Source organism: Rhodococcus sp. 06-156-4, assembly GCF_002259345.1.
In the GTDB taxonomy this organism is placed as follows: domain Bacteria; phylum Actinomycetota; class Actinomycetes; order Mycobacteriales; family Mycobacteriaceae; genus Rhodococcoides; species Rhodococcoides fascians_E.
On sequence record NZ_NPGB01000039.1, the window covers coordinates 171,052 to 184,306 of the forward strand.

Annotated in this window: 11 protein-coding genes; 7 read left to right on the forward strand and 4 right to left on the reverse strand. The window is 64.4% G+C overall.

Annotated elements, in window-relative coordinates:
* Positions 1-51 precede the first annotated feature (51 nt).
* Positions 52-954: a glycosyltransferase family 2 protein gene (locus CH290_RS29570; protein WP_033188036.1), complete on the forward strand. Its 903-nt coding sequence runs from the start codon at positions 52-54 to the stop codon at positions 952-954.
* Positions 951-1,955, forward strand: coding sequence for a polysaccharide pyruvyl transferase family protein (locus CH290_RS29575; protein ID WP_033188035.1), 1,005 nt, complete (start codon positions 951-953; stop codon positions 1,953-1,955). Before CH290_RS29570 ends, CH290_RS29575 begins: the two co-directional genes overlap by 4 nt.
* A 49-nt stretch (positions 1,956-2,004) precedes the next feature.
* On the opposite strand, the gene CH290_RS29580 is transcribed toward CH290_RS29575, so the two are convergent.
* From CH290_RS29580 to edd, 4 genes are all read right to left on the reverse strand, one after another.
* A complete protein-coding gene (locus CH290_RS29580) occupies positions 2,005-3,552 on the reverse strand; it encodes a carboxylesterase/lipase family protein (protein ID WP_033188034.1) in 1,548 nt (515 codons plus the stop codon).
* A gap of 77 nt (positions 3,553-3,629) precedes the next feature.
* Positions 3,630-4,709, reverse strand: a complete 1,080-nt coding sequence (gene ychF / locus CH290_RS29585; protein ID WP_019665448.1) for a redox-regulated ATPase YchF — start codon at positions 4,707-4,709, stop codon at positions 3,630-3,632.
* Between the two features lie 91 nt (positions 4,710-4,800).
* The gene (gene eda, locus CH290_RS29590) at positions 4,801-5,418 is read right to left on the reverse strand and encodes a bifunctional 4-hydroxy-2-oxoglutarate aldolase/2-dehydro-3-deoxy-phosphogluconate aldolase (RefSeq protein WP_020112628.1); all 618 of its coding nucleotides are present in this window, start codon (positions 5,416-5,418) and stop codon (positions 4,801-4,803) included.
* Positions 5,419-5,464: 46 nt separating this feature from the next.
* On the reverse strand, positions 5,465-7,288 hold the full coding sequence (edd, locus tag CH290_RS29595) for a phosphogluconate dehydratase (RefSeq protein WP_033188033.1): 1,824 nt from the start codon (positions 7,286-7,288) through the stop codon (positions 5,465-5,467).
* 148 nt (positions 7,289-7,436) lie between these two features.
* Here edd and CH290_RS29600 point away from each other — a divergent pair, with 148 nt between their 5' ends.
* The 5 genes from CH290_RS29600 (at position 7,437) to CH290_RS29620 (ending at position 13,236) form a co-directional block, all read left to right on the forward strand.
* Entirely contained in the window at positions 7,437-8,612 is a 1,176-nt protein-coding gene (locus CH290_RS29600) for an ROK family protein (RefSeq protein WP_020112630.1), read from the forward strand.
* Between the two features lie 137 nt (positions 8,613-8,749).
* The gene (locus CH290_RS29605) at positions 8,750-11,035 is read left to right on the forward strand and encodes a carbon starvation CstA family protein (RefSeq protein ID WP_033188099.1); all 2,286 of its coding nucleotides are present in this window, start codon (positions 8,750-8,752) and stop codon (positions 11,033-11,035) included.
* A gap of 1 nt (position 11,036) precedes the next feature.
* On the forward strand, positions 11,037-11,207 hold the full coding sequence (locus CH290_RS29610; RefSeq protein WP_371828032.1) for a YbdD/YjiX family protein: 171 nt from the start codon (positions 11,037-11,039) through the stop codon (positions 11,205-11,207).
* A 74-nt stretch (positions 11,208-11,281) separates the two neighbouring features.
* Positions 11,282-12,727 carry a DNA-3-methyladenine glycosylase 2 family protein gene (locus CH290_RS29615; protein WP_033188098.1) on the forward strand — a complete coding sequence of 482 codons (1,446 nt, stop codon included), beginning with the start codon at positions 11,282-11,284 and terminating at the stop codon, positions 12,725-12,727.
* Positions 12,724-13,236, forward strand: coding sequence for a methylated-DNA--[protein]-cysteine S-methyltransferase (locus CH290_RS29620; protein WP_094628389.1), 513 nt, complete (start codon positions 12,724-12,726; stop codon positions 13,234-13,236). Before CH290_RS29615 ends, CH290_RS29620 begins: the two co-directional genes overlap by 4 nt.
* Positions 13,237-13,255 lie beyond the last annotated feature (19 nt).

The following is a 13,255-nucleotide window of genomic DNA, read 5'->3' on the forward strand; positions in this document are numbered from 1 at the left end:
CGAGCATGCGCTCGGATTCACCTCCAAGCCCGCGATCGGTATTGTCATAACGTGCCAATCGGTCTTGTATCCGTGATCATCCCCGTCCGCAATGGGCTTCCCCATCTCGACGTTCAGCTCACTGCGCTCGCTGCGCTGGACTACGACGGCACCTTCGAAGTAGTAGTCAGCGACAACGGTTCGACCGACGGGCTTCGCGAACACCTCGACGAGGTGACCGTCCCGTTCCCTCTGAGATGGGTTGATTCCTCCGGTACGCGAGGGGTCTCCCACGCACGAAACGTCGGTATCGACGCCGCCCGCGGACAATTTCTGGCCATTGTCGATGCCGATGATGCTGTTCACCCGAATTGGCTGACAGCGCTCACCCATGCGGCCTCGAATTACGACGCAATCGGGGGCGCGATCGAGGTGTCCACGCTCAACTCGCCCGAAGTGGCCACCTGGCGCGATATTCCACCGGCCGGGCAACTCTTTGCTACGCCGTACCTTCCGTACGCACCGGGCAGCAACTTCGCGATGTGGCGTCGCGTAGTCGACATTGTCGGGTACTTCGACGAGGATTTCGTCGGAGGCGGCGATGATGTGGACTACTCGTGGCGGATTCAGCAGGCCGGCATGTCGCTGGGCCACGCACCCGATGCCGTGGTTGCCTATCGCCTGAGAAGCACTCTTCGGGAAACCTTTCGCCAGGGCACCAGTTACGGAAGAACTGTCTGTCTGCTCACGCGCAAACACAGCCCCTTCGGTTGCCCGGACGCCAAGCCGCTGCCGCAGATTCCTGCCCACCTCGCAACCATCGTGTACTTGACACTGGTCCGGAACCCCTGGGTGCCATCGATTCTGCGACCGCTGTCCCGCGGTCAGTGGGTGCACAGTATCGGGTTGCAATACGGTGCACTGACGATGCGCTTACGTCTACTCGGACACGGAATGAGGACGAACAGCCGATGACAGGTTCCGCACTCGACTCCATTCGGAACGAGACTCGCGCTGTTCTGAGCCGGCACGTCGACGCCGACGAACACGTCGCACTGCTGGACTTCCCGTTGCACCACAACGCCGGCGACTCACTGATCTGGGTCGGCCAATCGAACTATCTCGAAGAACTCGGTGTGAAACCTTGTTACGTGTCCGATCTGTTCACTCACTCCGATGAGCTACTGCAGAACCGAGTGGGCAGGAACACTATTTTACTCAACGGTGGAGGGAACTTCGGCGACCGCTGGTCCGAGGTGCAGCAGTTCCGTGAACGCATCATCTCTGCTTACCCCCACAACAAGGTTGTCGCGCTCCCCCAAGGCATCGATTATGCCGACCCTGGGGAGCTCGAGAAAACAGCAGCTGTTTACGCACAGCATCCGGACCTGACTTTGTTGCTGCGAGAGACGCGTTCGTACGAGATCGCACTCGAACACTTCCCACACAACCGCGTCGATTTCTGCCCCGACATGGCGTTCGGAGCACACATCTCGCCCGACACCGCTGAGCCGTCGGTGGACGTCGTCAAACTACTTCGAGTCGATTCCGAGAAGGCCGATCACGGAACCGTCGAAACAAAGCACTCGTCGGTCCAGTACGACTGGGGTCTGCACGGTAGGAATCTCGCCGTCTGGCATGCGCTCACTGTTCCAACCCGGATCACGCACAGCTACCCGAGGACAACCACCACGCTGTACCCCGCCCTGTCTCGCTTTTATCCGCGGATTGCCGCGTTGAACCTACGAGTGGCACGACGAATACTGAGCCAGGGCCGGGTAGTGCTTACAGACAGGCTGCACGCTGCGGTGCTGGCCGCGATGATGGGCAAACAGGTCATAGCCATGGACAACGCGAACAAGAAGGTGTCCGGGATCTACACGGCGTACCTACACCGGTTCGAGAATGTCCGCTACGCTGCGACAACGGCCGACGCTGCGGACATGGTGGCCCAAGCTGTCGACACCGCGAGTTAGGCATCCTGCGCGCTGGTGCGCCAGGTAATCCGCGGACACAGCGGAAGAGTCACCAGAACCCGCACTGGTGAGCGTCGTAGTAGTTGCCCACCGCGATGTCCGGGTTGCCGAATTCCAGCACCGGACCGCTGGCGTCCGTTGTCTTCGGCCAGCCCTCCCCCGGGTTGCCGGATCGTGCGAACTCGGACCAAGCCTCGATCATCTTCTCCGACAGGTCTTTCTGGCCGGGACCGGTGAGAAGGTCACTGCCGTTCAGGTCGAACGTGTACGGCAGATCGGTCGCATGTGCAGCGCCCTGAGCCAATCCCGTGGCCGATACACCGCTCACATCCGGGGCTGTCTCGTCGGCGAATTCGTAGGACCACACGTCGGCGTTCGCAGACAGCAACGCGGACGTGTTCAGCATCGGGCACGACCAGGCCGCATCGGTGACCAGGGTGGACCATGCCAGTGCTGCACTGTCGAATCCGTTTCTCGGGTAACGCTGTTCCACCTCGCCCGCACGCGTGCCGAATGCCTGCTCGATGAGCGACCTGTAGGTCTCGTCGGTGACGGACGTCGGATCTGCCAGCAACGCGCCCCCGACGAACGATCGATGCTCGTCCGCGTTACCACCCATGATCACTGGGATCGGCATCGTGCGTCCGTCTCGAACTGCGTCTGCCGGATTGGTCGGAAGCAGGTCCGTACCGTAGGCCAGACCATTGCCGAACGACGACGATTGCTCGACAACCTTCTCGACGGGCAACTCCCGCAGGCAACGCAGCCGATCGTCGGTGCAGCCCAGAGCGTCTGCGATTGCACTGCCCGTTGCTTCGCTTTCGGCAAGCGGAGCGTACGGCGTCAACTCGGGCAGCCCCGGGTAGAGAGTTCCGGCGGGCCAGTCGATCAGGCACGACCCCGATTGGATGATCGCTTTGTCGACGAGCCCCTCCGCAGCAGGGGATCCCAGCGCTGCACAGGCAGACATTCCTCCGGCCGACTCCCCCATCACGGTCACGTTGTCGGGATCGCCACCGAACGCCTCGGCATTGTCGTTCGCCCACTTCAGCGCAAGGAGCTGATCGGCGAGCCCGAAGTTACCGGAGCCCTCCAGGCCGGGAAGACCGAGATAGCCGAGCATTCCGAGCCGATAGTTGACCGTCACTACGATCACGTTGCCCTGTTCGGCGAAACGCGTGGCGTCGTAGTCCGAGCCCGCGCCGCTGGTGAAACCGCCCCCGTGCCACCACACGACGACCGGAAGCCGGCCGTCACCCGCGTCCGAAGGAACCGTCACGTTCAGAAACAGGCAGTCCTCGTCGGTCTGCACATCCGGACCTGTCCCCTGCGGGCACCGCGCGCCGAACGACGTGGCGTCGACGGTGTCCTCGGTGTCCGGAGCAGCTTCCGGCAACGCCCACCGCAGATCACCGACTGGTGGCTGCGCATATCGAACTCCGAGAAACTGCCGCGTGCCACCGACCTCGCTACCGCGCAGCAGGCCCGTCGTGGTGTCCACGGACAGAGGGTCCCGTGGTTCGGGCTGGTTGTCCGTCGCAGTAGCGCATCCGCCTAGCAACAGCACACACGCCACTGCCGCCAAGGTCTTCTTCATCGATCGCCTCGTCCGTGATCACCGACCGCCGTACGTTCCGTTCTCCGAAAGGATATGCGAAGCGGGTGAAGCGCTGTCTAGACGTTGAAGCGGAATTCGACGACGTCGCCGTCGACCATGATGTAGTCCTTGCCCTCCATACGGACTTTGCCTGCGGCCTTGGCCGAGGCCATGGAGCCGGCTTCGATGAGGTCGTCGTAGCTGACGATTTCGGCTTTGATGAAGCCGCGCTCGAAGTCGGTGTGGATGACTCCGGCAGCCTGGGGAGCGGTGTCGCCCTGGTGGATCGTCCACGCGCGGGCTTCTTTCGGTCCTGCCGTGAGGTAGGTCTGCAGACCGAGGGTGTGGAAACCGGCGCGGGCGAGAGCATCGAGGCCCGGTTCGGTCTGGCCGACGCTCTCGAGCAGTTCGGCGGCCGATTCGGCGTCGAGTTCGAGGAGCTCGGATTCGATCTTGGCGTCGAGGAACACCGCGTCTGCGGGTGCGACGGATCGTGCGAGCTCGCCGACGCGTGCGTCGTCGGTGAGGATCGATTCGTCGGCGTTGAAGACGTAGAGGAACGGCTTCGTGGTGAGCAGCTGGAACTCCTTGAGGAGCTCGAAGTCGAGCTTGTCCTTCGCGGAGAACAGAGTCTTGCCGTCGTTCAGTACTGCCTGCGCAGCGATGGCGGCGTCGAGTGCAGGCTTGCGGTCCTTCTTGATCCGCGCTTCCTTCTCGACGCGCGGGATGGCCTTTTCGAGCGTCTGGAGGTCGGCGATCGCGAGCTCGGTCTCGATGACCTCGATGTCGGCGGCGGGATCGACGCGGCCGTCGACGTGCACGACGTCGTCGTCGGCGAAGACGCGCACCACCTGGCAGATAGCGTCAGCCTCACGGATGTTGGCGAGGAACTTGTTGCCGAGGCCAGCGCCTTCGGACGCGCCCTTGACGATGCCGGCGATGTCGACGAACGACACGAGCGCCGGAACCTCCTTCTCGGAGCCGAAGACCTCGGCGAGCTTGCCCAGCCGCGGATCCGGCAACGGCACGACACCGACGTTGGGCTCGATGGTCGCGAACGGGTAGTTCGCGGCCAGCACATCGTTCTTGGTCAATGCGTTGAAGAGGGTGGACTTGCCGACGTTGGGCAGTCCGACGATTCCGAGGGTGAGGCTCACGGTCTATGGAGTCTACTTTGACGTCGGGACCAGCACCGCGTCGCCCAGGATCTTCGTCGGAGGACGTGACGACGGGAGAATCATCGCCACCCTAGGTGAGGGCGCGTGCCGCGTGGGCGAGGGTGGTCACGGCGTCCCAATCTTCGGCAGCAAGAACGGGCGCCGGGGTGATCCATGACCCTCCGACGCATCCGACGTTCGGCAGCGACAGGTACGTCGACGCATTGGCCGTGGAGATCCCGCCCGTCGGGCAGAAGCGGGCCGCTGGAACGGGTGAGTGGATCGACTTCAGGAAGTTCGCGCCGCCCGACGCCTCGGCCGGGAAGAACTTCAGGTCGGTGTAGCCGGCTTCCAGCAGCGCGAGCACCTCGGACACGGTGGCGGCACCGGGTAGGTGGGGCAGACCGGTGTCGCGCATCGCCTGTGTCAACCCTGGTGTGCTGCCGGGTGAGACGAGGAACTGCGCGCCGGCGTCGGATGCCTGCTTTGCCTGGCCGGGCGTGACGATCGTGCCCGCACCGAGAAGGATCTCGGGCACCTCGGCGGCAATGCGTTCGATCGCGTCGAGGGCCACCGGGGTGCGTAGGGTGAGTTCGATGACGGGCAGGCCGCCGGCGACGAGGGCGCGGGCGATCGGCACGGCGTGGTCGAGATTTTCGACCACCACCACGGGGATGACGGGTACGCGGTCCAGCAGGGATTCGGTCATGTGTAGTCCTTCTTCTGTGCGTCGGGTCTTCTGAACGGCGGAACTGTCAGCGCATCACGAACATGGCGCCTTCGTCGGCGGGGCCGACGAGTGCGCGCATGCCGGAGAACAGGTCTCGGCCGGTGGAGACCCATTCGTCCTGCGCCGGCGCCCGGCCGGTGACCACTCTGACCTCGAAGTCCGCGAGTGGCACGTCGATGTCGAGCGTTCCGGCGACGGAGTCGAGGGTGATCATGTCACCGTCCTCGATCTTCGCGATCGCACCCCCACTGGCTGCTTCGGGCGTGAGATGAATTGCTGCAGGAACTTTCCCGGACGCTCCGGACATGCGCCCGTCGGTGATGAGCGCGACGCGGTAGCCGCGATCCTGCAGGATTCCCAAGGCCGGCGTCAGCTTGTGTAGTTCAGGCATTCCGTTGGCCTGCGGCCCCTGGTAACGCAGCACTGCGACGAAGTCGCCTTCCAGATCTCCTGCGTCGAACGCTGCGAGGAAGTCCGCCTGGTCGTCGAACACCTTCGCGGGCGCGGTGACCACGCGGTGCTCGGCCGCCAGCGCGGAGGTCTTGATGACGCTCTTTCCGATCGGGCCGGTCAGCATCTTCAGGCCGCCGTCGGCGCTGAACGGTTCGTCGGCGCCGCGAAGCACACTGTCGTCGTGGCTCATTCGCGTACCGTCGTGCCACATCACACCCTCGCCGTCGAGCTTGGGTTCCTGCGTGTAACGCCGAAGACCGAATCCCGCAATGGTTTTCACGTCGTCGTGCATCAGACCGGCATCGAGAAGCGAACCGATCACGAAACCGAGGCCGCCTGCGGCGTGGAAGTGGTTCACGTCCGCCTTGCCGTTGGGGTAGATCCGTGCCATCAGTGGCACGACAGCCGATAGATCCGACAGGTCTTGCCAGGTCAGCGTGATACCGGCGGCGCGGGCGATCGCAACGAGGTGCATGGTGTGGTTGGTCGAGCCGCCGGTGGCCAGGAGTGCAACACAGCCGTTGACGATCGCCTTCTCGTCGACGATTTCGCCGACCGGTGTGTAGTTCTCACCGAGATCGGTCAGACCGGTGACGACATGGGCGGCTTCGCGAGTCAGGGCGTCGCGCAACGGGGTTCCGGGATTGACGAAGGACGAGCCGGGTAGGTGCAGACCCATGACCTCCATCAGCAACTGATTGGAATTCGCAGTTCCGAAGAACGTGCACGTGCCACTGCCGTGGTACGACGCCGCCTCCGCGTCCAGCAACGCTTCTCGTCCCACCTTGCCTTCGGCGTAGAGCTGGCGAGCTTTCGCCTTCTCGCCGTTGGGAAGTCCGGAGGTCATCGGGCCCGCGGGGACGAACACGGCGGGCAGGTGGCCGAAGCTCAAGGCGCCCATGAGCATTCCTGGCACGATCTTGTCGCACACGCCCAGCATGAGGGTGGCGTCGAACATGTCGTGCGACAGCGCAATTGCGGTGGACATCGCGATGATGTCACGACTGAAGAGCGAGAGTTGCATCCCGTCGCGGCCCTGGGTGATGCCGTCGCACATCGCGGGCACTCCCCCGGCGAACTGCGCGATTCCGCCTGCTTCGATGACAGCGGCCTTGAGTGCAGCCGGGTAGGTCTCGAACGGCTTGTGCGCCGAGAGCATGTCGTTGTACGCGGACACGATGGCGATGTTCGGCTTCACCATGCCGCGCAGGGCTTGCTTGTCGGCTTTTCCCGACGCGGCGAAACCGTGGGCGATGTTGGCGCAGGCAAGCCGCCCGCGAGCGGGGCCTCGACTTCCTGCTGCGGCGATGCGATCGAGGTAGGTGGCCCGGGCGGACTGGCTGCGGGCTGCGATGCGGTCGGTGACCTGACGCAGGACCGGGTGGATGGTGTCCATGAGGTGTCTCCCTGTTCGGTCTTTCACGATTCAGACTAGAGGCACTTACGCGTCACGACAACCCAACTTACGTTTTTCAAAGCCCTAAGTCCGCGATCTTGCGTTGTTGCCGCAACGGTTGCGGATTGGTTGAATGACGTATATGCGAATGTCACGTGCAAGTGCTCCACCTGCGACAGCAGGTGAGATGTTCGCGCTGATCCGTGACGGTGATGCCGACACCCGAGCGGACCTCGGAAAGACGACCGGCCTGTCGCGATCGGCCGTCGCCGCACGCGTCACTGCGCTCACCACACTCGGATTGATCGTCGAAACCGAGGACACTCTCTCGACCGGGGGCAGGCCACCTGCCCGGTTGTCGTTCGACGTCGACGCGGGAATCGTGCTCGCTGCAGCCATCGGCCGAAGTCGTTCACAATTGGGCGTGTTCACCCTCGGTGGCGAATTCCTCCTCGGCGACACCGTCGACCAGGAGATCGGCATCGGACCGGACGAGTTGATGCCGCAGATCACCAAGCGACTGGAAGCGCTCGTCGACGACGCTGCACGCAGCGATCACCGCATTCTCGGAGTCGGCCTGTCCATCCCCGGCACCGCGGACACCGCTCGTGGGTGCAGTCTCGACTCCCCGATCATGCACGGCTGGGACGGAGTTCCCCTCGCACCGTTCTTCGCCGACACGACCGACGCGCCGGTCTTTCTCGACAACGACGCCAACGCGATGGTGCTGGCCGAACGCCGCGACAACCGGCATCGATTCACGAATGCGCTGCTGGTCAAGGCGTCGACGGGTCTCGGCGCGGGGATTGTCGCCGGCGGCGAACTGCAGCGCGGATCACTCGGCGCAGCAGGAGAATTCGGCCACACCAAAACCTCCGCCGCGGCCGGAGTCGCATGTCGCTGCGGAGACAGCGGCTGCCTGGAAGCCATCGCAGGCGGCTGGGCACTGGTACGCGCATTGCAGGAACAAGGCAGAAGCGTCGGCCACATTCGAGGCGTCGTCGACCTGGCGGTGAGCGGCGACCCCGAGGCGCGTCGGCTCATTCGCGACAGCGGCCGCCACATCGGCGAGACGCTGGCAGGCGCCGTGAACCTACTCAACCCCGAGGTCCTCATCGTCGGCGGAGACATGGCCAAGGCCTACGACATCTTCGTCGCCGGGTTACGTGAGACCGTCTACGGAAATGCGACGGCGCTGGCCACCAAGGCTTTGACCATTCAAGCGACGACACACGGCGACTACTCCGGCGTCATAGGTAGCGCGGCAATGGTATTGGACCAGGTACTGAGCGCGCGAGCGGTCGACGACGCACTGGGCGGCTGACGTCCGCCCACGGCGCTTCTCCCGTTCGGCGCAGGATCTGAACCATTGACCGCAGCTACACCGGAATATGGCCGGGCTGTCACCAGGAGCGTCTAGGGTGATCGCTGTCACATTCGCGAATGCTGAAAGCGGTCCCCATGGCTTTGAAAGCGGCAGACGATCCGAACATCGAGTTGTTGAAGACCGATGCGGATCTGCCCCCGGTCGGAGTAGTCGACAAATCTCCGATGACTCCCGCCAAACGCGTCCTGTTCGTCCTCATCGGATTGCTCGGTGGTGTGGCCTGGACGGTCGTCGCGATCGTCCGAGGCGAGAACCCCAATGCGGTGTGGTTCGTGATCGCAGCGGTCTGCACCTACATCATCGCGTTCCGGTTCTACGCACGGTTGATCGAGCGTAAGATCGTCTTCCCTCGCGACGACCGAGCCACGCCAGCCGAGATCCTCGAGAACGGCAAGGACTACATGCCGACGGATCGGCGGGTGCTCTTCGGTCACCACTTCGCCGCGATCGCCGGTGCAGGCCCCCTCGTCGGCCCTGTTCTGGCCGCTCAGATGGGCTACCTTCCGGGCACGATGTGGATCATCATCGGCGTCGTGTTCGCCGGTGCCGTGCAGGATTTCCTCGTCCTGTGGATCTCGACGCGACGCCGGGGCCGCAGCCTCGGCCAGATGGCCCGCGACGAGCTGGGAGTGGTCGGCGGCACCGCGGCACTCATCGGCGTCTTCGTCATCATGATCATCATCATCGCCGTGCTCGCGCTGGTGGTCGTCAACGCTCTCGCGGAGAGCCCGTGGGGCGTCTTCTCCATCGCACTGACCATCCCCATCGCGTTGTTCATGGGCGTCTACCTGCGCTACCTGCGTCCCGGCAAGGTGTCCGAGGTGTCGTTGATCGGCGTCGTGCTGCTGCTGTTCGCCATCGTCGCCGGCGGCTGGGTCGCGGAAACCGAATGGGGCACCGATTGGTTCACTCTCTCGAAGGTCACCGTCGCCTGGTGCCTGATCGGATACGGCCTCGCCGCCTCGATCCTGCCGGTGTGGCTGCTTCTCGCTCCGCGTGACTACCTGTCCACGTTCATGAAGGTCGGCACCATTGCACTGCTGGCCGTCGGCATCCTCATCGCACGGCCCGAGATCCAGATGCCCGCGATGACGTCGTTCGCCACCGAGGGCAACGGTCCTGCGTTCTCCGGCTCGCTGTTCCCGTTCCTGTTCATCACCATCGCCTGCGGCGCCCTGTCCGGGTTCCACGCCCTCATCTGCTCCGGCACCACTCCGAAGCTGCTGGAGAAGGAAAAGCAGATGCGGATGATCGGCTACGGCGGCATGCTCACCGAATCCTTCGTCGCGATCATGGCGCTCGTCACCGCCTGTGTTCTCGATCAGCACATCTACTTCGCGCTCAACGCTCCGGCGACGCTCACCGGCGGAACCCCGGAAACCGCGGCGGACTACGTCAACGGGCTCGGCTTGAGCGGCGGGGACATCACCGCAGCGGAATTGAGCCAGGCGGCATCCGACGTCGGCGAAGAATCGATCATTTCCCGCACCGGTGGTGCACCGACGCTCGCATTCGGTATGTCCGAGGTGCTGCATCAGGTCTTCGGCGGCGAAAGCCTCAAGTCGTTCTGGTACCACTTCGCGATCATGTTCGAGGCACTGTTCATTCTCACGACGGTCGACGCAGGCACGCGCGTTGCACGCTTCATGCTCTCCGACAGCATCGGCAACCTGCCCGGCTCGTCGGCCAAGAAGTTCAAGGACCCGTCGTGGCGACCCGGCGCATGGGTGTGCTCGTTCATCGTCGTCGCAGCGTGGGGCGCAATCCTTCTCATGGGCGTCACCGACCCGCTCGGCGGCATCAACACGCTGTTCCCGCTCTTCGGCATCGCAAATCAGTTGCTCGCCGCGATCGCCTTGACGGTGGTCCTGACCATCGTGATGAAGCGCGGCCTGTTCAAGTGGGCCTGGATTCCCGGTGTCCCCCTTGCCTGGGACCTCATCGTGACGATGACCGCGTCGTACCAGAAGATCTTCTCGTCGGTGCCCGCCATCGGATACTGGGCGCAGCACTCCCAGTTCGTCGACGCCAAGAACCAGGGCCTCACCGAATTCGGCAGCGCCAAGTCCGCCGAAGCAATCGACGCCGTCATCAGGAACACGTTCATCCAGGGAACGTTGTCGATCATCTTCGCCGTGCTGGTCATCATCGTCGCCGCAGCCGGCATTCTGGTCTGCATCAAGGCTGTTCGAGCAGGCGGACTCCCGGACAACGAAGAACCCGAGGTTCCGTCGAAGATCTTCGGACCCGCAGGCTTCGTCCAGACCGCGGCAGAGAAGGAAATCCAGGGCGAATGGGACAAGCTCATCGCCGACGGCACCGTCCGCGCACCGGGTGCGGCGCACGCAGGGCATCACTGACATGCGCGGACTTCTGTGGTGGATCACCTCGGTGATGGGCGACAAGGACTACGAGCGCTACGTCGCCCACATGCAGCGGGTCCACCCCGGCGAACCGGTTCCGTCCGAACGTCAGTTCTGGCGGGACCGCTACGCCGACGCCGACACGAACCCCGGCGCCCGCTGCTGTTGAGGTGAACTGGCGTCGTACATGCGTGTCCGATTCCCGCTAGCGACCACAGGGGGCGCGGTGACACAGTGGAGTCCATGGAATTGGACTTCGACCGGTGTTACCGCGCCGTCTCGGCACGAGACACCCGTTTCGACGGGCAGTTCTTCACTGCCGTGCGCACGACGGGCATCTACTGTCGCCCGTCGTGCCCGGCGACCACCCCCAAGGCACAGAACGTCACGTTCGTTCCGACCGCTGCCGCCGCGCAACACGAGGGATACCGTGCGTGTCGACGCTGTCAACCCGACGCCACCCCCGGCTCACCGCGATGGAACATCCACTCGGATCTGACGTCGCGCGCCATGCGCTTGATTTCCGACGGCGCGGTGGAGCGCGGTGGCGTCGACGCCCTCGCCGATACCCTCGGGTACTCGACCCGGCAGTTGACGCGGGTGCTGACCACAGAGATCGGCGCGGGCCCGCTCGCGCTGGCCAGGGCCCACCGCGCCCACACCGCCCGCACCCTGATCCAGACGACCGACATGTCGATGAGCGACATCGCATTCGCATCGGGGTTCTCGAGCATCAGGCAGTTCAACGACACCGTTCGGGAAGTATTCGCCGTCAACCCCACGACGTTGCGCGACGAAGCGACTCGCCGAAAGACCATCTCGTCCAACGGAACCGTGTCGGTGAGACTCCCCTATCGGCAGCCGCTGGACACCGGGTGGCTCGAGTGGTTCCTCGAAGGCCACGCGGTACCCGGCATCGAATCGTTCGAGAACGGCCTCTACCGGCGGTCACTGCGTCTCCCCCACGGTCACGCCGTCGTCGGGATGCGCTTCGTCGACGGGTACGTCGAGGCAACGCTGAGCCTGATGGACATGCGAGACCTCGCCCCCGCCGTCGCCCGGATCCGTCACCTGCTCGATCTGGACGCCGACCCCGAAGCCGTCGACTCCGCGCTGTCCGAGGACCAGGCATTGGCGTCGAACATCGCCGCACACCGCGGGATGCGAGCGCCCGGCAGCATCGACGGTGAGGAACTGTTGCTGCGCACCATGATCGGGCAGCAGATCTCACTACGCGCCGCCGCCACCCACACCGCGCGCCTGGTCGACGCGCTCGGCGACCACATCGAGGATCCACTCGGCGGCACCGTCACGCGGTTGTTTCCCAGCGCGGCCGTCATCGCCGAACGCGGACACGAGGTACTCACCGGCCCGCGTGCACGGGTCAGTTCGATCATCGGCGTCGCCGATGCGGTGGCGTCGGGCAAGATCGTCCTTCATCCGGCCCGGCCGGCCGAGGAGCTGGAACGGGACTTGCTCGCGCTCAAAGGGATCGGCCCGTGGACGGCGCGGTACGTCGTCATGCGCACTCTCGCCGACCCGGATGTATTGCTCGACACCGATCTCGTCGTCCGCCAGGGCGCCGAGGCACTCGGACTTTCGCTGAAGGACTCGGACCGCTGGGCGCCGTGGCGGTCCTACGTCTCCATGCACCTGTGGAACATCGCCCTGACAAGGAGAGCAGCATGACTGCATCGTTCGCCATGATCGACACCCCGATCGGCCCGTTCACGACCGTCGTCGACGACGCGGGGTCGGTGCTCGCCGCCGGATGGACGGACTCGATCGACAATCTGGTCCCGCTGATCCACGCAAGTCTCCGGCCTACCGATCTTCGGCAGGCCTCGACGCTCGGCAGCGTGACCGCAGCCGTCGACGCCTATCACCGCGGCGACGTGCACGCCATCGACGACGTACCGGTATCGCAACAGTCGGGAGAATTTCTGGTCCACGCCTGGAAGGTTCTGCGGACAGTGCCTGCCGGGTCGCCGGTGACGTACTCGCAATTCGCGGAAATGGCCGGGCGCCCGGCGGCAATTCGAGGGGCTGCGTCCGCCTGCGCGCGCAATGCTGCCGCACTGTTCGTGCCGTGCCACCGAGTGTTCCGAATCGGCGGCGCGCTCGGCGGATTCAGATGGGGTCTGCCGGCGAAGGAATGGCTCCTGACACACGAAGCAGGAGTGGAGCCTGCGGAATGACCAGGGAAGCAGGAGTGGA